This is a genomic window from Stenotrophomonas sp. 82F1 (assembly GCF_056861525.1).
In genome coordinates this window covers 24,206-42,404 of record NZ_JBSPUD010000023.1, presented here as the reverse complement: position 1 = coordinate 42,404, position 18,199 = coordinate 24,206, and the positions used below count along the sequence as shown (strand labels likewise).

Annotated in this window: 19 protein-coding genes and 1 tRNA gene; 8 read left to right on the top strand and 12 right to left on the bottom strand. The window is 63.9% G+C overall.

Features of this window, described 5'->3' with window-relative positions:
- Nucleotides 1-88: 88 nt before the first annotated feature.
- Nucleotides 89-385, top strand: a complete 297-nt coding sequence (locus AC13GI_RS18310) for a hypothetical protein (protein ID WP_099820873.1) — start codon at nt 89-91, stop codon at nt 383-385.
- Nucleotides 386-427: 42 nt separating this feature from the next.
- Here the strand turns inward: AC13GI_RS18310 and pilB are convergent, their stop codons facing one another.
- The 3 genes from pilB to AC13GI_RS18295 form a co-directional block, all read right to left on the bottom strand.
- Nucleotides 428-2,155 carry a type IV-A pilus assembly ATPase PilB gene (gene pilB / locus AC13GI_RS18305; protein ID WP_482996995.1) on the bottom strand — a complete coding sequence of 576 codons (1,728 nt, stop codon included), beginning with the start codon at nt 2,153-2,155 and terminating at the stop codon, nt 428-430.
- Between the two features lie 65 nt (nt 2,156-2,220).
- Nucleotides 2,221-2,640 carry a pilin gene (locus AC13GI_RS18300; protein WP_482996994.1) on the bottom strand — a complete coding sequence of 140 codons (420 nt, stop codon included), beginning with the start codon at nt 2,638-2,640 and terminating at the stop codon, nt 2,221-2,223.
- A 103-nt stretch (nt 2,641-2,743) separates the two neighbouring features.
- Nucleotides 2,744-3,178 carry a pilin gene (locus AC13GI_RS18295; protein ID WP_482996993.1) on the bottom strand — a complete coding sequence of 145 codons (435 nt, stop codon included), beginning with the start codon at nt 3,176-3,178 and terminating at the stop codon, nt 2,744-2,746.
- 357 nt (nt 3,179-3,535) lie between these two features.
- Between AC13GI_RS18295 and AC13GI_RS18290 the strand changes: the two genes are divergently transcribed.
- From AC13GI_RS18290 to coaE, 3 genes are read left to right on the top strand one after another with little or no spacing between them, the layout of a single operon-like run.
- Nucleotides 3,536-4,795: a type II secretion system F family protein gene (locus AC13GI_RS18290; protein ID WP_482996992.1), complete on the top strand. Its 1,260-nt coding sequence runs from the start codon at nt 3,536-3,538 to the stop codon at nt 4,793-4,795.
- Between the two features lie 7 nt (nt 4,796-4,802).
- Entirely contained in the window at nt 4,803-5,666 is an 864-nt protein-coding gene (locus AC13GI_RS18285; RefSeq protein WP_049463888.1) for a prepilin peptidase, read from the top strand.
- 11 nt (nt 5,667-5,677) lie between these two features.
- A complete protein-coding gene (gene coaE / locus AC13GI_RS18280) occupies nt 5,678-6,289 on the top strand; it encodes a dephospho-CoA kinase (protein ID WP_482996991.1) in 612 nt (203 codons plus the stop codon).
- 144 nt (nt 6,290-6,433) lie between these two features.
- Here the strand turns inward: coaE and AC13GI_RS18275 are convergent, their stop codons facing one another.
- The 9 genes from AC13GI_RS18275 to AC13GI_RS18235 form a co-directional block, all read right to left on the bottom strand.
- A complete protein-coding gene (locus AC13GI_RS18275) occupies nt 6,434-6,820 on the bottom strand; it encodes a hypothetical protein (protein WP_482996990.1) in 387 nt (128 codons plus the stop codon).
- Between the two features lie 513 nt (nt 6,821-7,333).
- Entirely contained in the window at nt 7,334-8,704 is a 1,371-nt protein-coding gene (locus tag AC13GI_RS18270) for a sensor histidine kinase (protein ID WP_088101008.1), read from the bottom strand.
- Complete coding sequence (locus tag AC13GI_RS18265) at nt 8,667-9,344, bottom strand: response regulator transcription factor (protein WP_025874286.1); 678 nt, start codon at nt 9,342-9,344, stop codon at nt 8,667-8,669. Before AC13GI_RS18265 ends, AC13GI_RS18270 begins: the two co-directional genes overlap by 38 nt.
- 8 nt (nt 9,345-9,352) lie before the next feature.
- The gene (locus AC13GI_RS18260) at nt 9,353-9,826 is read right to left on the bottom strand and encodes a hypothetical protein (protein ID WP_033831854.1); all 474 of its coding nucleotides are present in this window, start codon (nt 9,824-9,826) and stop codon (nt 9,353-9,355) included.
- Between the two features lie 88 nt (nt 9,827-9,914).
- Complete coding sequence (locus tag AC13GI_RS18255) at nt 9,915-10,391, bottom strand: hypothetical protein (RefSeq protein ID WP_312705554.1); 477 nt, start codon at nt 10,389-10,391, stop codon at nt 9,915-9,917.
- 253 nt (nt 10,392-10,644) lie between these two features.
- Nucleotides 10,645-11,523, bottom strand: coding sequence for a 30S ribosomal protein S6--L-glutamate ligase (gene rimK / locus AC13GI_RS18250; RefSeq protein WP_025874283.1), 879 nt, complete (start codon nt 11,521-11,523; stop codon nt 10,645-10,647).
- A 94-nt stretch (nt 11,524-11,617) separates the two neighbouring features.
- A complete protein-coding gene (locus AC13GI_RS18245) occupies nt 11,618-11,860 on the bottom strand; it encodes a hypothetical protein (RefSeq protein ID WP_482996989.1) in 243 nt (80 codons plus the stop codon).
- 137 nt (nt 11,861-11,997) lie between these two features.
- Nucleotides 11,998-12,071: transfer RNA gene (locus AC13GI_RS18240), tRNA-Gly, on the bottom strand.
- Between the two features lie 132 nt (nt 12,072-12,203).
- Nucleotides 12,204-14,048 carry an autotransporter outer membrane beta-barrel domain-containing protein gene (locus AC13GI_RS18235; RefSeq protein ID WP_099820864.1) on the bottom strand — a complete coding sequence of 615 codons (1,845 nt, stop codon included), beginning with the start codon at nt 14,046-14,048 and terminating at the stop codon, nt 12,204-12,206.
- Nucleotides 14,049-14,254: 206 nt separating this feature from the next.
- On the opposite strand from AC13GI_RS18235, the gene thiS reads away from it, so the two are divergent.
- From thiS to AC13GI_RS18215, 4 genes are all read left to right on the top strand, one after another.
- The gene (gene thiS / locus AC13GI_RS18230; RefSeq protein ID WP_089238075.1) at nt 14,255-14,455 is read left to right on the top strand and encodes a sulfur carrier protein ThiS; all 201 of its coding nucleotides are present in this window, start codon (nt 14,255-14,257) and stop codon (nt 14,453-14,455) included.
- Between the two features lie 95 nt (nt 14,456-14,550).
- Nucleotides 14,551-15,345, top strand: coding sequence for a thiazole synthase (locus AC13GI_RS18225; RefSeq protein ID WP_089236612.1), 795 nt, complete (start codon nt 14,551-14,553; stop codon nt 15,343-15,345).
- Complete coding sequence (gene trmB / locus AC13GI_RS18220; RefSeq protein WP_265951428.1) at nt 15,345-16,079, top strand: tRNA (guanosine(46)-N7)-methyltransferase TrmB; 735 nt, start codon at nt 15,345-15,347, stop codon at nt 16,077-16,079. The genes AC13GI_RS18225 and trmB overlap by 1 nt, the downstream gene beginning before the upstream one ends.
- A gap of 27 nt (nt 16,080-16,106) precedes the next feature.
- Entirely contained in the window at nt 16,107-17,954 is a 1,848-nt protein-coding gene (locus tag AC13GI_RS18215) for an SLC13 family permease (protein WP_025874276.1), read from the top strand.
- Nucleotides 17,955-18,199: the final 245 nt, after the last annotated feature.

Below are 18,199 nucleotides of genomic sequence, written 5' to 3'. Positions count from 1 at the left end.
GAGCAGCTGCTATTGCAACCATTCCGAAGTGATCCGTAAGCTCGCACGTGCACCCTGTGTCCTCCTTCCAATCCAAGGAGTACACGTCATGAAACCACTGTTCGCTCTCGCTCTTCTGGCTGGCATCAGCCTCCTGCACAGCACCGATGCAAGTGCCCAGACGACCCCGCTGGTGTGCCAGGAAAACTTCGCGCGGTCCGAGGCCTACCTCACCTGCATGGTGAACAGCGTGGAAGTGGTTGCCGGCCGATGCCAGATGCAGATTCCCTGCCGACGCAACAACGGCTCGACCTATCTCAACAACGGCTCATTCGACCCCGCACGGTTGCAGAACCTGTGCAACCGCGACGGTGTACTGGCCTACGGTTGCCCGCCGCGCCCCTGACCTCTGCCGAGGTGTCCCTGCAGGGCTCTTGCCCTGCAGGGATCAATCCTTGGTGACGCGGTTGATTTCGGCCAGGCTGGTCACACCCGCAGCCGCCTTCTTCAGCGCCGACTGCCGCAGGTCATTCACGCCGATCGCCTGCGCAGCCTCGGCAATCTGCAGCGCGTTGCCGCCCGCCAGCACGATGGACGCGATCTCGTCGGTCATCGGCATCACCTGGTAGAGACCGGTACGCCCCTTGTAGCCCTCGGTGCATTCATCGCAACCCACCGCCTCATACAGCTCGATGCCCGCGTCCAGCTGCGCCTGGGTGAAGCCCTCGGCGAGCAGCGCATGCTCCGGCAGATTGGCCGGGCGCTTGCAGTTCGAACACAGGCGGCGCGCCAGGCGCTGGGCGATCACCAGCGTCACCGAGCTGGTGATGTTGTACGGCGCGATGCCCATGTTCATCAGGCGCGCGATGGTCTGCGGCGCGTCGTTGGTATGCAGCGTGGACAGCACCATGTGGCCGGTCTGCGCCGCCTTGATCGCGATCTCGGCGGTTTCCAGGTCGCGGATTTCGCCGACCATGATGATGTCCGGATCCTGCCGCAGGAACGAGCGCAGGGCGGCGGCAAAGGTCATGCCGCGCTTGTTGTTCTGCTGCACCTGGTTGACGCCGGGCAGGCGGATTTCCACCGGATCTTCGGCGGTGGAAATGTTGCGGGTCTCATCGTTGAGGATGCCCAGCGCGGTATACAGCGACACCGTCTTGCCCGAACCGGTCGGGCCGGTTACCAGCACCATGCCGTACGGCTTGTGGATGGCGTCCAGGAACAGCTTCTGCTGGTCCGGCTCGTAACCCAGCTTGTCGATGCCCAGCTTGGCCGCGCTGCCATCGAGGATACGCAGCACCACCTTCTCGCCGAACAGGGTGGGCAGCGTACTGACGCGGAAGTCGATCTGACGGGTCTTGGACAGGTTGAGCTTGATGCGCCCATCCTGCGGCACGCGCTTTTCCGCGATATCCAGCTGCGCCATCACCTTCAGGCGCGCAGCGATGCGCTGGTTGAGCTTGTTCGGTGCGCGCGCGACCATCTTCAGCAGGCCGTCGATGCGCAAGCGCACGCGGTAGTCGTCTTCGTAGGGCTCGAAGTGGATATCCGACGCGCCCTTGCGGATGGCATCGATCAGCACCTTGTTGATGAACTTGACCACCGGGGTATCGTCGCCCTTGGCGTCGATGCCCGAATCGTTGCCTCCACCCTCATCATCACCAAGACCGACATCGAGATTGGCCATGCCCTCGTCGTCGCCACCCAAGGCATCGCCGATGGTGTCGTGGCTGGCGTGCCACTGCTCCAGCGTGCGGCGGATCTGATCCTCATCCACCAGAATCGGTTCCACCACCAGATTGGTGTGGAACTTGATCTCGTCCAGCGAGTGGGTAGGGTTGCTGGTGCCGACGAATAGCTTGCCGCCACGTTTGAACAACGGCAGCACGTTGTGCTTGCGCAGCAATTCCTCGCTGACCAGGCTCATCGCGTTCTGGCTGGCATCGAAAACCGACACGTCGAACAGCGGCATGCCGAATTCGACCGCGTTGGCAGCCGCCAGTTGGGCAGCACCAACGACCTTGTTCTGCGCAAACCAGGTCGGCAGCGGCTGACGCGCGGCAGTGGCCTTGGCCATTGCATCACGTGCGGCAACCTCATCGAGCGCGCCGTCTTGGACCAAGCGGCGGGCCAGGCCGGTGATGCCGACGAGGTTAGCGTTAACAATGGTGTTCATCTGTGCACTCCTACTCCCCTGCGCAGACTATCGTAAGCGCCGCCAACCCGAAACCATCAAATGCATCAGTCGTGCGGGCAAGCTTTCGGTGCCACTTCCACCGGGGCGCTGGTCTTGCAATCCCAATTCCCTGTGTTCGCCACATATGTAATTGTGATCGTTGCAGACTTCACTTTTTCGTTCACGCCTACAGCCTTCATCGTCGCGATGATGACGCAAGGAACGGCTGGAGCCGCCTCTATGTTCTCCACATATTTACCGATTACCACAGCATTGTTTGGTAAAACGCAGGAAGAAGCTCCATTGCTATTGATGAACTGCTCAGCCACTGGAGTCTTCAGCCCTCCCAACATCGTCACAGCTTCGACGAGCTGAGTGCGCGCCGTGTAATCGTTGTATTGCGGAATCGCAATAGCTGCGAGGATCGCAATGATGGCCACTACGATCATCAGCTCAATGAGCGTAAAACCAGACTGTCTGTTCATTTGAGCGCTCCCCAACGCGCGGATAGGAGTGGACAAAGGGCAAAACCCATGCCAAAAAAAAGCCCCGGCGACGCCGGGGCTTTTTTAATTCAAAAACTATAAATCAGCTACCCGAAGCAGCGGTGGTGCAGGCCTTCGGCTGGACTTCCGAGTCTGCCGAAGTAGCACAGGTCCACGCGCCAGTTGCGGGGGCGAAAGTCAACACCACATTCTTGCCAGAAGCCTTGGCATTGACGCCTGCACTCTTCATCGTCGCAGTGATGGCGCAATTGTTACCAGACTTAGCAACCTCAACAGAAGTAACGTACTTACCGCTGGAAACCGTGTTTGCCGGCTTAGCACAAGATGCGTCGCCATTGTCCTGAGAGTAGGCTTCAGCGATCGGAGTCTTCAAACCAGAGGCCAAGGTGTAGGCCTCCGACATCTGCGCACGGGCGGTGAAGTCGTTGTACTGCGGGATAGCGATAGCGGCCAAGATTGCAATGATCGCAACAACGATCATCAATTCGATAAGGGTGAAGCCCTTTTGGTTCTTCATAGTCGTACATCCCCAAGATAGTGGTGGTTGATTCAGTGCACAGAATCGATCCGACCAACGGCCGGCTGAGCGGGTCCTGTGCCCTGCGGGTGGATCAACGCAGGTTGCGTGCCAACCCCGGCACGCCTCCCCCTGGATTTCCCCGGGACCAATGATGGCAGCAATTTCGTGGATGGGAACCCCCCTGAGCAGAAATTGCGATGGACCCGGCAATGTGACGCGTTGCGTCACCTTCGGCCCCGCCACGACGAAAACCCTGCCGCACGTCACGTTGGCAAGCTCCCCGGATGGTCTCGAACCAGCTAACATCTCCGGTCATGATGCCCGCCTGGGGATGGCGGGCCTTGGGGAGTCCACATGTCGGTCAGTCGCAGTGCGATCAAGAAAGAGCCCGTGGCGCGTAGCACCATGGAATTGCAGCCGTTTGTCTGGGAGGGGACCGACAAGCGGGGGATCAAGATGAAAGGCGAGCAGTTGGCCAAGAACGCCAATCTGCTTCGAGCCGAACTACGCCGGCAAGGCATCAATCCGGGTCAGGTCAAGCCCAAATCCAAGCCGCTGTTTGGAGCCGCGGGCAAGCCTGTGAGCGCAAAGGATATCGCCTTCTTCAGTCGTCAGATGGCGACCATGATGAAATCAGGCGTACCAATCGTCCAGGCACTAGATATCATCGCCAGCGGGCACAAGAACCCGCGTATGAAAAAGATGGTCGACACCATTCGCACCGATATCGAAGGTGGTTCGTCATTGTATGAGGCGGTCAGCAGACATCCAGTCCAGTTCGACGAGTTGTATCGCAATCTGGTGCGGGCGGGCGAAGGCGCTGGTGTTCTGGAAACCGTGCTCGACACCGTAGCCACTTATAAGGAAAACATCGAGGCGCTGAAGGGTAAGATCAAGAAGGCCCTTTTCTATCCAGCTATGGTTGTAGTAGTTGCCCTGCTGGTCAGCTCCATCATGCTCATATATGTAGTGCCACAGTTCGAGGAGGTCTTCCGCGGCTTCGGCGCCGACCTGCCTGCCTTTACCCAGATGATCGTCAACCTGTCAAGATTTATGGTGTCTTGGTGGTGGCTCATGGCGATCGTACTGTTTGGTGCTGTGGTTGGTTTCATTGTCAGCTATAAGCGCTCGCCAAGAATGCAGCACACCATGGATCGATTGATCCTGAAGGTGCCGGTCATTGGTCAGATCATGCACAACAGTGCCATCGCTCGATTCGCCCGCACCACTGCAGTCACCTTCAAGGCAGGTGTGCCACTTGTGGAAGCGCTGGGCATCGTTGCCGGAGCCACGGGCAACAAGGTCTACGAAGAAGCCGTACTGCGCATGCGCGACGATGTATCAGTAGGCTACCCGGTCAACATGGCCATGAAACAGCAGGGGCTGTTCCCGCACATGGTCATCCAGATGACTGGAATCGGCGAAGAGGCCGGCGCCCTGGATACCATGTTGTTCAAGGTTGCCGAGTACTATGAGCAGGAAGTCAACAATTCTGTGGATGCACTAAGCAGCCTGCTGGAGCCGATGATCATGATCTTCATCGGTGTCGTCGTAGGCGGCATGGTCATCGGCATGTACCTTCCCATCTTCAAGCTCGGCGCCGTCGTCGGATAAAACATACATGGCATTTCTCGACCAGCATCCCGGCCTCGGTTATCCCGCTGCGGCCGGCCTGGGACTGCTTCTCGGCAGCTTCCTGAACGTCGTCATCCTGCGCCTGCCCAAGCGGCTGGAATGGCAGTGGAAGCGCGATGCGCGCGAGGTGCTGGAGGAGCCGGACTTCTACGAGCCCCCCCCGCCAGGCATCGTGGTTGAGCCTTCGCACTGCCCGCACTGCAAGCACAAGCTGGCCTGGTACGAGAACATCCCGCTGTTCAGCTGGATCATCCAGGGCGGCAAGTGCCGCCACTGCAAGGCGCCCATCTCCATCCAGTACCCGCTGGTGGAAGCGCTGACCGCGGTGATGGTGCTGGCCTGTGTGTGGCAGTTCGGCTTCGGCTGGCAGGGCTTCGGTGCGATCGTGCTGACCTGCTTCCTTATCGCCCTGTCCGGCATTGATCTGCGCACCCAGCTGCTACCGGACCAATTGACCCTACCCCTGATGTGGCTGGGGTTGATCGGCAGCATCGACAACCTGTACATGCCGGCCAAACCTGCCCTGCTGGGCGCCCTGCTGGGCTACCTGTCGCTGTGGTCGGTGTGGTGGCTGTTCAAGCAGCTGACCGGCAAGGAAGGCATGGGCCACGGCGACTTCAAGCTTCTGGCCGCGCTGGGCGCCTGGTGCGGCATGAAGGGCATCCTGCCGATCATCCTGATGTCGTCGGTGCTGGGCGCCCTCATCGGTTCGATCTGGCTGTACAGCCGTGGTCGTGACCGGGCGACGCCGATCCCGTTCGGCCCCTACCTGGCACTGGCCGGCTGGCTGTTCTTCATGTGGGGCGAGCCCCTGCTGAACCAGTATCTGGTGATGAGCGGGCTGCGCTGAGGGGAGTCCCCATGAGCCAGTATGTGGTGGGCCTGACCGGTGGCATCGCCTCGGGCAAGAGTGAGGTCACCCGGCGCTTCGAGGCGCTGGGGATTGTCGTGGCCGACGCCGATCTTGCCGCGCGCGCGGTGGTGACGGTGGGCAGCCCTGCCCTGTCTCTGATTGCCGAGCGCTTCGGCGCGGACATGCTGCTGGCCGACGGCAGCCTGGACCGGGCGCGTCTGCGTGCCCACATCTTTGCAGACCCGGCCGAGCGGACGGCGCTGGAAGCGATCACCCACCCGGCCATCCGCCGGCTGATGCAGCAGCAGTGCGAGCAGGCCGCCAGCCCTTATGCGATTGCCGCCATCCCGCTGCTGACCGAGGTCGGTGGGCGGCAGGCCTACCCGTGGTTGGACCGGGTATTGCTGGTGGATGCGCCCGAAGCTGTGCAGCACGCCCGGCTGATGCAGCGCGACGGCATCGACGCCGCGCTGGCCGACCAGATGATCGCCGCCCAGGCCACCCGCGCACAGCGCTTGGCGCTGGCCGATGACGTGGTGGTCAATGATGGACATCCGGATGACCTGCAAGCGCAGGTGGAGCGGTTGCACGCACGATATCTGGGGTTGGCTGTCGGGTAAGCCGGCAGGTCTACCGGCTCCGCCCGAACAGGCATCCACGCATGGCGTGGATCTACTTCACCGGCTCCGCGCGAATGGCATCCACGCATGGCGTGGATCTACTTCACCGGCTCCGCGCGACAGGCATCCACGCATGGCGTGGATCTACTCCAGCTGCTGGCGGGCGTAGCGGGCCAGTTCGCGGGTGGCCAACAACAGTCCTTCCACCACGTCCGGCGGCAGCTGCTGTCCTGCGCTGCCCTGCACCCGTGCCGCTTCCGCGGCGTGCAGCATCTGGATCAACGCATTGAGGCCAGCCAAGGTGCGGCTCAGGCTGGCCAGGGTCACTGCCTGCGACGGGGTGAGGCCGGTGCCCTGCCGGGTCTGGCCATCGGCATTGTCGCGGCCATCCATGCGTGCCATCAGCGCGGGCAGCAGGTCGCTGGGTTCGGCCAGCACGTCTTCGATGCGTTCGGCGATGTCGGCCGGCAACTGATCGGCGGATTCGCCGACCAGGCGGCGCAGGTTGGGATAGGTGGTGCGTGCAGACATGGCAATGCTCCTCGCAGACGGCAAGGCCACCCGCGGATGCGGGGTGGCGGACGGTGCGGGTTGGCGTACCGGAGACCCAACAACTCGAAAGCAAGGAAAAAGACTCCAGCGGACTCTTGCGAGTCCCCACGCACCGCCCGCCGAAGCAGAAGGCATGCGGTGCATTTTCCATGATGGCCAAAGCGCATCTGGAGCTTTCAAGTTGTCGGGTTTATTCAGGACGCCAATCCCGGCCAGGGCGATGGCCCCAGCCATGCCATCTCGCCAGCTGCATGCACTGCGGTCATGAGGCGAAAACGCCATGTGGGCCAACCGACTGCGGAACCGTGCGGTGTGACACGCTCAGCGCGCGGACTGCATCACGCAGGTGTCGTGCCGGGCCAGTGACGCCGCGCCTTCGCGAAAGCTGCATTGGCGTTGCATGCGACATATAGCGCCGAGTGGGAGATTTTGGCGACGGATGGATTTGTGCCGACCAAGGTCGGCACCTACCGAAGCCGCAGCCAGAATGGGTTACAGCGGCTTCGGCGAGAACGTCAGCGTGGCGATCACGCCACGGGCACCGCCCGGGCGCACGCTTACCTGCCAGCCGTACAGATCACACAGGCGGCTGACGATCGACAGGCCAATGCCGCCGCCCTGCGAGTGACCGGCGTGGGTGCCGCGATAGCCACGCTGGAACAGCTTGGCGGCATCTTCCTCGCTCAGGCCCGGCCCGCTGTCGGTTACCGACACGGCGTTGGCGCCCACATGCACGCGCACCTCGCCATCCTGCGAGTACTTCACCGCATTGCCGATCAGGTTGCCCAACGCCACCGACAACGCCGCTTCGGGGGCATCGATGACCAGATCGCGCTCGCCATCAAGGTGCAGTTCCAGCGGCTTGCCACCCAACTGCGCGCGATGCGCATCCAGCAGCTGTTCGGCCACACGCGCCACATTGCTGCTGCCCTGCCCGCGTTCGTTGCGCGACAGCAGCAACAGCGCGCCGATCAGATCGCTGCACTGCTGCTCGGCACGCTGGATGCGCTGCAGGCGTTGCAGCACCTTCTCGTCCAGGCCCGGGCGGGTCAGCAGCAGTTCGGTGGCGCCACGGATCACCGCCAACGGCGTACGCAGCTCGTGGCTGACGTCCGCATTGAACTCACGGTCGCGCTGCACCACTTCGGTCAGCCGCGAGGAATAATCATCCAGCGCCTGCGCCAGCTGCCCCACTTCGTCATCGGGGAAGCGCGGTGCCAAAGGTTCGGGCTCACTGGTGCCGCCACGATACGCACGCAGGCGTGCGGCCAGATCCGAGACTGGCTTCATCACCTTGGAGGCCGACCACCAACCCAGCACCAGCGACAGCAGGCTGAACACCAGCACCGACAGGAACAGCGCGCGGTTGAGCTGTTGCCCACCGCGAACGCTGTCGGTCATGTCGTAGGCCAGGAACGCCCAGGCATCAGGAGTCTTGCGCACGGCCAGCTTGTAGGAATAGCGCTCACCGCGCTCGTCCACACCGCCCATGTTGTACAAGCCGTCCTTGAACTCGTACCAGTCCGGCTCTTCCTCGCGCAACGCCTCGAACTTGTCCGGCTTGATCAGGCGCGCGCGCATCTGCTGCACCGGCAGATCGGGGTTGCGGTCCGGGCTTTCGTAGTAACGCCGCACGTACTCGCTGATGTTGCGGTTCATCACGTCTTCCACCAGCTGGTTTTCCACCCGCATGCGGGCCCAGTTGGTGGCGAACGCGAACAGTGTCGTCAGGCAGAAGCCCAACAACACGAACGAGACGATGATGCGGCTGCGCAGACGCCGCCGATAAGGCGTGCGCCGGCGCTCCCCCTTGCTTGCCACAGAATCAGGCTTCCGGCGTGGCGATGCGGTATCCGATGCCATGGCGGGTCTGGATCATCGGCACTTCAAAGGGCTTGTCCACCACGGCGCGCAGGCCATGGATGTGCACGCGCAGCGAATCGGAGTCCGGCAGCTCTTCGCCCCAGACACGGGTTTCCAGTTCCTGCCGGGTGACCACGGCCGGGGCCGCTTCCATCAACGCCTGCAGGATCTTCAGTGCGGTCGGGTTGAGCTGCAGCAGCTTGCCCTGGCGGCGCACTTCCAGCGTATCCAGGTTGTATTCCAGATCACCGGTTTCCAGCACGCGGGTCTGCACGCCCTTGCCGCGACGCGACAGGGCGTTCAGACGCACTTCGACTTCCTGCAGCGCGAAGGGCTTGATCAGGTAGTCGTCAGCACCGGAATCGAAGCCGGCCAGCTTGTTGTCCAGCGAATCGCGCGCGGTCAACATCAGCACCGGGGTCTGCTTGCGCGCTTCGTTGCGAAGCTTGCGGCAGACCTCGATACCGTCCATGCCGGGCAGGTTGAGATCCAGGACAATCGCGTCGAACTCATGCACGACAGCCAGATGCAATCCGGTCACTCCGTCGGCAGCGAAGTCCACGGTGTGGCCCCGGTCCTCCAGGTAGTCACCCAGATTGGCCGCAATGTCGCTGTTGTCTTCGATTACCAGGATTCTCACTGTCACCTCTAATTGACGAATTTACCGACGCGCTGGGCCTGGCCCATGTCGCGCTGTGCCTTGTCCTTCTGCCGAGCACGCTCGGCGACGGTCATGCATTGCGTGGACGACATGTTGGAACCAATGGCCTTCTCACGTCGGCATATTAGACGACTATCTTCACGCGCCTGTGTCAAAACGGTGTTCACGACCTGCTGATCGTTGAAGACCTCAGTTCGTACCGATTCAGGCATCGCGTCCTTGGTCGGATACTGCTCGGCAGCGGCGCGGATGCGAACCAGGGTCTCACGGACCTTGCCGCGCTCTTCCTGGCGCAGCTCGGAATAGGTTTCGCCATCGTTGAGCTCGATCTCGATGCGCTCAACCTGCTGCAGCAGCGGCTTCCCCGGCAGGAAGACCTCTTCGGCACTCTTGGCCCCTGCCGAGGCAGCGACCAGGGCCAATGCCGAAACCAGAACCGCCGATATCACTGGATGCTTCATACAAACGAATCCCTGTCTGAGGTGAACGCCGACTGTATGCGGATGCGCGCTCTGCCAGCAAGTGCTGGCCGGCAGGGTGCAGGTAGCCTTACAGCTTGGAATCCGGGTTCACGTTGCTGTAGGTGCGTTGGTCGTTGAGCAGGGCCTTGCCCTTCTCTTCGATACGGCGGCGTTCGGCCACGGTCATGCAGCGGCTCTTGGGCATGTTGCTGCCCGTGGTGCGCTGGTATGAGCAGATCTGGCGACTGTCGTCGTGGGCGCGCGTCAGGATGCTGTTGACCCGCTCCTGATCGTTGAAGACGTCATTCTGCACCTGCGGCGGCAGCTCCTGGACAGTCTGCCGGTCGCCCATCCGTTGGGTGATCCGTGCCAGTGCCTGCTGGACCTGGCTGCGGTCCTCGGAGGAGATTTCGTTGTAATCGCCCTGCTGCAGGGCTTTTTCGACCTGGCGGACCTGCTCGGCCACCGGGCTCTGGCGGTCCATCTGCACAGCCGCCTTTTCCGGCTTGGCCAGTGCAACGCCAGGCAGGCACAACAACAGCACGATCATCGTGGTGCGGTACATCGCCAACCTCCCGATCCTTCGGAACGAAGGCCCAACTCTACGAGTGTCCCCACGTGCCCACAAGGGCCCCTTGGCAGGGGGCGCGGGCATAAAAAAGACCCAGGCGGTGCACCCGCCTGGGCCTGAAGTTGTATCCCGATACCGATCCTGCTGAGAGGCAGAGCTGCGGTTCGTTGAAGGCTACGCCCGGGGCGATTAAAGCGGTGTTAAACCCGCCAATCCCGCCTGAACTAAATTTCAAATTATTGAAATATCAGGATTTTTTGATTTTCTCGACATGCTCGATGATGCGTGCGGCGACATCCACCCCGCAGGCCGCCTCGATCCCTTCCAGGCCGGGAGTGGAGTTCACCTCCAGCACCAGCGGGCCGCGCTCGGAGCGGATCAGGTCCACCCCGCATACCCCCAGCCCCAGCGCCTTGGCCGAACGCACGGCCACCTGCTGCTCGGCCCGACTGGCCTTGGAGGCCACCGCGGTACCGCCGGCATGCAGGTTCGAGCGGAAATCCCCTTCCGGAGCCTGGCGCTGCATCGACGCCACCACCTGGTCGCCGACCACGAAGCAGCGCAGGTCGGCGCCCTTGGCCTCGCCGATGAACTCCTGCATCAGGAAGTTGGCATACAGCCCACGCAGGGCTTCGACGATGCCGCGCGACGCGCTGGCCTTCTCGGTGAGGATCACGCCACGGCCCTGGGTGCCTTCATTGAGCTTCACCACATGCGGCGGCGGGCCGAGCATGGACAACAGGTCGACGGTGTCGTCCGGGTTGTCGCCAAAAACAGTGACCGGCATGTCGATGCCCTTGGCGGCCAGCAGCTGGTGTGCCCGCAGCTTGTCGCGCGAGCGCAGGATCGCGTCGGATGGATTGGGCGTGCGCGCGCCCATCAATTCGAACTGGCGCAGCACGGCGGTGCCATAGCGGGTGACCGAAGCACCGATGCGCGGGATGACCGCGTCCACGCCGGTCATCGGCCGCCCCTTGTAGTGCATGGAAAAGCCGTCCGCGGCGATGCGCATGTAGCAGCGCAGGGGATCGAGGATGCGCACGGTGTGGCCGCGCGCACGCGCGGCCTCGACCAGCCGACGGGTGGAGTACAGCCGGGTGTTGCGGGACAGGATGGCGAGCTTCATCGCAGTGGGATCGGTCGGCAGGCGCGCAGCATAGCGTGGCGGCGTTGCGCCTGGATGATGCTGTTCGGTCCACGCGCGGCAGTGGCTGCCCAGCTCAATCGGGACCTGGCAGCGCCGACGGATATGTGCGCGCCGCTTCGCCCAGCGCCGCGATGCAGGCCATCTGGATCGCCGATCCACTGAAGGCCTCCTGATAGATCTGCCCGATCAACTGCGCCGCCTGCGGGCCACCGGCGCGCCCGAGTGCTCGAACCGCTTCAACCTGTTTGGCCGAGCCGATGCCGGCGGAAAGAAAGATCCGATGCAGCGCGGTGACGACGTCATCCCTGCGATCCATGCCTGCCTACTCCCTGAAATGAGAGCAACACGCTAGCGAAGACCGCAGCGGCCGGACATGCGGATTGTTTGAATCTGCATGCCGTGCGCAAACGAAAAACCCCGGAAGCGACAATGCCGCTTCCGGGGTCTGGATTCTGGAGCGGGCGAAGGGAATCGAACCCTCGTCAGTAGCTTGGGAAGCTACAGCTCTACCATTGAGCTACGCCCGCGTTGCAGGGCTGAAGTCTATGCGGACCCGCCGGGTTTGCGCAATGGCAACCGCTGCCAGCGGCTCGCCGGGCATGGCCCGGCGCTACCGTGTGGAGGTCCCGGGCACGCTGCGGCGCCCGGGACCGCAGCCCTTAGAAGCTGCCGCTGAAGCTGGCAAACAACGTCGCGTCCTGCGCACGCTTCTGCAGGGTGGTGGCGCTCAGGCCGATGTTGCTCTGCAGGCCGAACAGTTCCATGCGCGCGCCCAGGATGGCGGTCGCATAGTTCTTGTCGAAGTCCATACCCGGTACGCGGTACATGCCCACGTCCGGCAGGCTCTGCACCCAGGCGCTGGCCTGCTTGGTGTCTTCGAACTCGTGGTCGTAGGTCACCTGCACGTACGGCTTGACGGTGCCGCCGTCGAAGCGGGCCTGCCAACCGATACGGCCCACGGTGGAATCGACATCCTGCTTGCCGTAGCCCAGCGCGGTAGCCAGGGTGCCGGCATCGGCGCTTTCGGTGTAACCGTCGATCTTGACCTGCTGCCAGATCACCGAGGCGATCGGGCCGTGGCGGAAGCCGCCTTCGGTGCCGAACTCGTAACCGGCGTTCAGGGCGGCGGTCAGGTTGCTGCCATCCGGCGAGCCGCTGTGCTCGCGGGTTGCCGGGCCGAGCTGGACCTTGCGGTTCACGTCATAGGACAGCCAGGTGTAGCTGACCTGGCCATTGACCCAGATGCGGTCGCCGTACCAGCCAGCGAACAGACCTGCGGTAGTGTCCTTCTGGGTGAAGTCGCCACGGCTGTTGCCGAAGTCGGCGTTGAGACGGCCAAAGCCGGCGAAACCACCGAAGACCATGCCGTCGCGCGCCCAGTCGATACCGAACAGGCCGGCCGGGGCCAGACCGTCGTACAGATCGGCGTGGTCGTAGCGCTGCATGTCGCCGCGCACGCCACCCCACCACGACAGGCCGTCAGCCGGGCGACCCGCCTGGTGCAGGCTGACCTGGTCGGCGCGCGAGCGGCCGATGGTCTGTGCCGAATGGCTCAGCACCTGCTGCAGGCGCGGACCTTCGAGGATCGACACCGCGTACTGCCCCAGCAACGCATGACCGGCGGTGGTCGGGTGCACGCCGTCGGCGAACAGGTAGGCGGTGGCCGCATCCGGGCTGACGTAGCTGGTCGGGTTGCAGGTCAGGATGCTGGTGGTGGTGTCAGCGGGGTTGATCCTGCAACCAGTATCGGTGACGTTGCGGAAACCGTACATGGCCGGGTTGGCCGCCACTTCACGCAGCACGGTGAAGGTATCGAGCGGAATGAACTCGATGCCGGCCTGCTTCAGGCCGCCATACAGGGCCTTGTTGTAACCGGCCGCCAGCGCGGTGGCCTGCGCGGCACCGGCCGGACCCAGCGAACGGAACTGCGGAGCAATGCCGACGTCCGGCAGGTTGGGGACGAGCACGTACTCGGCACCGGCCTGCTTGAGGGCGCCCACCAGGGCCACCTGGTCGGTGACGGCCGCGCCGATGATGGCCTGCGCCTGGGCCGGCGCACGCGCTGCGGCGAACAGGTCATTGGCGCCGCCCCAGACCGTGTACAGGGCATTGGCGTCAGCCTTGCCGCCGTTGGCAGCCAGGTAGCGGGCCGCCTGGCTCTTCAACGAGGGAATGGTGCCCAGGGCACTGGCCACGTCGACGCCGACACGGGCACCGCCGACAGCGTAGTTGTCGCCGTTCTGGCCATTGCCGTTGGCAGCGCCATTGAGGCCGTAGTAATTGGCGACCTGCTGCGACCACACCCAGCCCGGATTGGTGGTGAACTGGCCGGTGACCGGGCGCACGTCGGCCGGCAGCAGCGGACGGAAGTAGCCGGCGTCGGTAAGGCTGTCACCGAAGAAGACCGCATGGCTGTAGGGGGATTCGCCTGCCATGGCCGGCAGCGCGGCCAGCGCGATCGCGGCCGCCATGAGGGAGCGGATCGGGCGTTTGCTGAGCAGCATGTAAAAACTCCTGTGGGGATATCGTTGAGGTTCCGACGCACGTACGCCGGCGCACGGTGAATGGTTTCACTGCGCCGCCAATTGCTCACGCTGCGCCGCCGCATGAATTGTCGCCCGAGCCCGGCCTGGCAGGCTTTGCCGGTACGGGCGTAGCGCGCTACTTGCAATGGTTCCGATGCGAACCGGCGATCAGCGACAATGGCCTCATGAACATCCAGCTCAATGGCGAACCCCGCACCCTGCCCGCTTCGGCGACCCTCCTGGACCTGCTCGCGGCCGAGCAGCTGCTGCAACGCCGGGTGGCGGTGGAGGTCAACGGCGAGATCGTCAGCCGCAGCCGTCATGCCGAGCATGTACTGGCCGAGGACGATGTGGTGGAGATCGTGCATGCGCTGGGCGGTGGTTGAGACAGCGGGGTCAGAGCCCGTTGCCTGTGGCAAAGGGATCCGACCCCACCTTCTGCGACGACCCCATCTTCAGGCGGATAAGCGATAATCGCGTCATGAACGCTCATGTCTCCCCCGATTCGCTGGTGATCGCCGGCAAGACCTACAGCTCGCGGCTGCTCACCGGCACCGGCAAGTTCAAGGATCTGGAAGAAACCCGCCTGGCCACCGAGGCCGCAGGCGCCCGGATCGTCACCGTGGCCATCCGCCGTACCAACATCGGGCAGAACCCGGGCGAGCCGAACCTGCTCGACGTGCTGCCACCGGACCGTTACACCATCCTGCCCAACACCGCCGGCTGCTACACCGCCGAGGATGCCGTGCGCACCTGCCGCCTGGCCCGCGAACTGCTGGACGGCCACAACCTGACCAAGCTGGAAGTACTGGGCGACCAGAAGTCGCTGTACCCGGACGTGGTGCAGACCCTCAAGGCCGCCGAACAGCTGGTCAAGGACGGTTTCGAAGTGATGGTCTATACCTCCGACGACCCGATCCTGGCCAAGCGCCTGGAAGAGATCGGCTGCGCTGCGGTGATGCCGCTGGCCGCGCCGATCGGCTCGGGCCTGGGCATCCAGAACAAGTACAACCTGCTGCAGATCATCGAAGACGCCAAGGTGCCGATCATCGTCGACGCCGGCGTGGGCACTGCTTCGGACGCGGCGATCGCGATGGAGCTGGGCTGCGACGGCGTGCTGATGAACACCGCCATCGCCGGTGCGCGCCACCCGGTGCTGATGGCCAGCGCGATGCGCAAGGCCGTGGAAGCAGGCCGCGAGGCATTCCTGGCCGGCCGCATTCCGCGCAAGCGCTACGCCAGTGCGTCCTCGCCGATCGATGGGTTGATCGGCTGATGACCAATCCATTTGACAGCGCCGGTTCGAAGGCGCCGCCCAAGCCGTTCACGGTCAACGAAGGCCGCCGTGAAGTGCGCAGCTTCGTGCTGCGGCAAGGCCGTTTCACCCCCGCCCAGCAGCGCGCGTTCGACGAGCGCTGGCCGCGTTTCGGCCTGGATTTCAGCGGTGAACCGCGTGATCTGGATGCCACCTTCGGCCGCGATGCGCGCAAGGTGCTGGAAATCGGTTTCGGCAACGGTGCCGCGCTGCGCTTTGCCGCACAGCACGACCCCAGCCGCGACTACATCGGCCTGGAAGTGCATGCGCCCGGTGTCGGCCGTCTGCTGAACGCGCTGGCCGAGGACAACGCCGACCACGTGCGCCTGTACCACCACGACGCGGTGGAAGTACTGGAGAAGGAAATCGCCGATGGCGCGCTGGACGAGGTGCGCATCTACTTCCCCGACCCGTGGCACAAGAAGCGCCACAACAAGCGTCGCCTGATCCAGCCGGGCTTTGCCGAGCTGCTGGTGCGCAAGCTGCGCTCCGGTGGCCGTCTGCACTGCGCCACCGACTGGGAGGATTACGCCGAGCAGATGTGGGACGTGCTGGATGCCACCCCCGGCCTGGTCAACCGTGCCGGCCCGCGTGGCAGCGTGCCGCGCCCGGACTGGCGCCCGCAGACCCACTTCGAGACCCGCGGCCAGAAGCTCGGCCATGGTGTCTGGGACCTGTTGTACGACCGCACCTGATGAACGCCTGAGGACGCCGCGCCCCACATGGATACCGCGCTGACGCTGACCACTGACATGAAGCTCGTGCTCGGGCTGGTCGGCTTCACAATGGCGATGTTCCTGTTCGAGCGCATCCGCGCCGACGTGGTCGCGCTGGTGGTGCTGGTGGTGCTGGGCGTGACCGGCCTGATCGCGCCGGAGGAAATCTTCGGCGGCTTCTCCGGCAACGCGGTGATGAGCATCATCGCTACCACCATCCTCGGCGCCGGCCTGGACCGCACCGGTGCGCTGAACCGCCTCGCGGCCTGGCTGCTGCGGCGCGGGCATGGCGTGGAGCAGCGGCTGCTGATGATGACCACGGCCATTGCCGGCCTGAACTCGTCTTTCATGCAGAACCCCTCGGTGATGGCGTTGTACCTGCCGGTCGCCTCGCGCCTGGCCGCACGCACCGGGCTGACCATGCAGCGTCTGCTGCTGCCGATCTCGGCGGCGATCGTAATGGGTGGCGCGCTGACCATGGTCGGCAACTCGCCGCTGATCCTGCTGAACGATCTGCTGGCCTCGGCCAACAACAACCTGCCCTCCGGCCTGGCCACCATCGAGCCGCTGCGCATGTTCGCGCCGCTGCCGATCGGCATCGCCCTGCTGATCGCCTCGCTGCTGTATTTCCGCTATTACGGCGACCGCAAGCTGGTGGAAGAGGAAAGCCTGGTCAACGACGGCACCACGCCGGCCCGCACCGAAAGCTACTTCGCCAAGACCTACGGCATCGAAGGCGATGTGTTCGAGCTGGTGGTCACCGCCGAGAGTCCGCTGGTCGGCATGACCCTGGGCGAAGCGGAGAACCTGCATGACGCGCCGCTGCTGCTGGCACTGAAGACCGGCAATGACACCCGCCTGGCACCGCCGGCGGAAATGCGCATCTGGGTGGGCAGCGTGCTCGGCGCGATGGGCCCGCGCCAGCAGATCCACGATTTCGCGCAGAACCAGTTCCTGCGCATGTCCTCGCGCCTGAAACACCTGGGCGACCTGTTCAATCCCAGCCGCGCCGGCATTTCCGAGGCGGTGGTGCCGCCGACCTCCGGCGTCATCGGCAAGACCGCAGGCGAGCTGCGCCTGCGCAAGGAACGCGGCATCAGCCTGCTGGCGATCAACCGCGACAAGCAGGTGATCCGCGAGGATGTGCGCGATGTGCAGCTGCGCGCCGGCGACATGCTGGTCTTCCACAGCATCTGGACCGACCTGGCGCAGGCCGCCAAGAGCCGCGACTTCGTGGTGGTCACCGACTACCCGACCGGCGAGCAGCGCCCGCACAAGTTCAAGATCGCCATGGCGATCTTCGCCCTGACCATCCTGATCGCGCTGACCAGCAAGCTGCCGGTAGCACTGACCCTGATGACCGGCGTGGCCGGCATGCTGTTGACCGGCGTGCTGCGCATGGACGAGGCCTATGCCTCGATCAACTGGAAGACGGTGTTCATGATGGCCGGGCTGATTCCGCTCGGCTGGGCGATGGATTCCAGTGGTGCCGCGGCGTGGGTGGCCGGCCATACCATCGACAAGCTGCCCACCGGCATTCCGATCTGGGTGCTGGAGCTGGCGCTGGCGCTGCTGACCACGGTGTTCTCGCTGGTGATCAGCCATGTCGGCGCGACCATCGTGATGGTGCCGATCGCGGTGAACCTGGCGCTGGCGGCAGGCGGTAATCCCACGGCGTTCGCGCTGATCGTGGCGCTGTCGGCGTCCAACAACCTGATGACGGCGTCGAACCCGGTGATTTCGATGATCACCGGCCCGGCCAACTACACCCCACGCGAGATGTGGCGGGTCGGCGGCCCGCTGTCGCTGATCTATACGTGCGTGGTGGTGGTGATGATCAACCTGATGTTCTGAGGGTTGGGGTTGGTTGGCAGGGCTGCGCCCTGCACCCGCAGAGGCAACGGCAACGGCAACAGCCGGAGCAACAGCAAAAGCTGGCTATCCGTGGGTTGGCGGGGTGGGTCCGGTTGCGGGGGACGCTGCAAGTACGTCCCTGTAAGCTCGGTCGCGCCATCCATGGCGCTCACGCCCCCGCAACCGGACCCACCCCGCCTTCGACAGATCGCTGCAATCTGCAGTAGATCCACGCCATGCGTGGA

Excerpts from the sequence above, each read along its gene's own strand:
- AC13GI_RS18310 (WP_099820873.1), top strand. The coding sequence starts at position 89 with ATGAAACCACTGTTCGCTCTCGCTCTTCTGGCTGGCATCAGCCTCCTG.
- pilB (WP_482996995.1), bottom strand. The coding sequence starts at position 2,155 with ATGAACACCATTGTTAACGCTAACCTCGTCGGCATCACCGGCCTGGCC.
- AC13GI_RS18300 (WP_482996994.1), bottom strand. The coding sequence starts at position 2,640 with ATGAACAGACAGTCTGGTTTTACGCTCATTGAGCTGATGATCGTAGTG.
- AC13GI_RS18295 (WP_482996993.1), bottom strand. The coding sequence starts at position 3,178 with ATGAAGAACCAAAAGGGCTTCACCCTTATCGAATTGATGATCGTTGTT.
- AC13GI_RS18290 (WP_482996992.1), top strand. The coding sequence starts at position 3,536 with ATGTCGGTCAGTCGCAGTGCGATCAAGAAAGAGCCCGTGGCGCGTAGC.
- AC13GI_RS18285 (WP_049463888.1), top strand. The coding sequence starts at position 4,803 with ATGGCATTTCTCGACCAGCATCCCGGCCTCGGTTATCCCGCTGCGGCC.
- coaE (WP_482996991.1), top strand. The coding sequence starts at position 5,678 with ATGAGCCAGTATGTGGTGGGCCTGACCGGTGGCATCGCCTCGGGCAAG.
- AC13GI_RS18275 (WP_482996990.1), bottom strand. The coding sequence starts at position 6,820 with ATGTCTGCACGCACCACCTATCCCAACCTGCGCCGCCTGGTCGGCGAA.
- AC13GI_RS18270 (WP_088101008.1), bottom strand. The coding sequence starts at position 8,704 with ATGGCATCGGATACCGCATCGCCACGCCGGAAGCCTGATTCTGTGGCA.
- AC13GI_RS18260 (WP_033831854.1), bottom strand. The coding sequence starts at position 9,826 with ATGAAGCATCCAGTGATATCGGCGGTTCTGGTTTCGGCATTGGCCCTG.
- AC13GI_RS18255 (WP_312705554.1), bottom strand. The coding sequence starts at position 10,391 with ATGTACCGCACCACGATGATCGTGCTGTTGTTGTGCCTGCCTGGCGTT.
- rimK (WP_025874283.1), bottom strand. The coding sequence starts at position 11,523 with ATGAAGCTCGCCATCCTGTCCCGCAACACCCGGCTGTACTCCACCCGT.
- AC13GI_RS18245 (WP_482996989.1), bottom strand. The coding sequence starts at position 11,860 with ATGGATCGCAGGGATGACGTCGTCACCGCGCTGCATCGGATCTTTCTT.
- AC13GI_RS18235 (WP_099820864.1), bottom strand. The coding sequence starts at position 14,048 with ATGCTGCTCAGCAAACGCCCGATCCGCTCCCTCATGGCGGCCGCGATC.
- thiS (WP_089238075.1), top strand. The coding sequence starts at position 14,255 with ATGAACATCCAGCTCAATGGCGAACCCCGCACCCTGCCCGCTTCGGCG.
- AC13GI_RS18225 (WP_089236612.1), top strand. The coding sequence starts at position 14,551 with ATGAACGCTCATGTCTCCCCCGATTCGCTGGTGATCGCCGGCAAGACC.
- trmB (WP_265951428.1), top strand. The coding sequence starts at position 15,345 with ATGACCAATCCATTTGACAGCGCCGGTTCGAAGGCGCCGCCCAAGCCG.
- AC13GI_RS18215 (WP_025874276.1), top strand. The coding sequence starts at position 16,107 with ATGGATACCGCGCTGACGCTGACCACTGACATGAAGCTCGTGCTCGGG.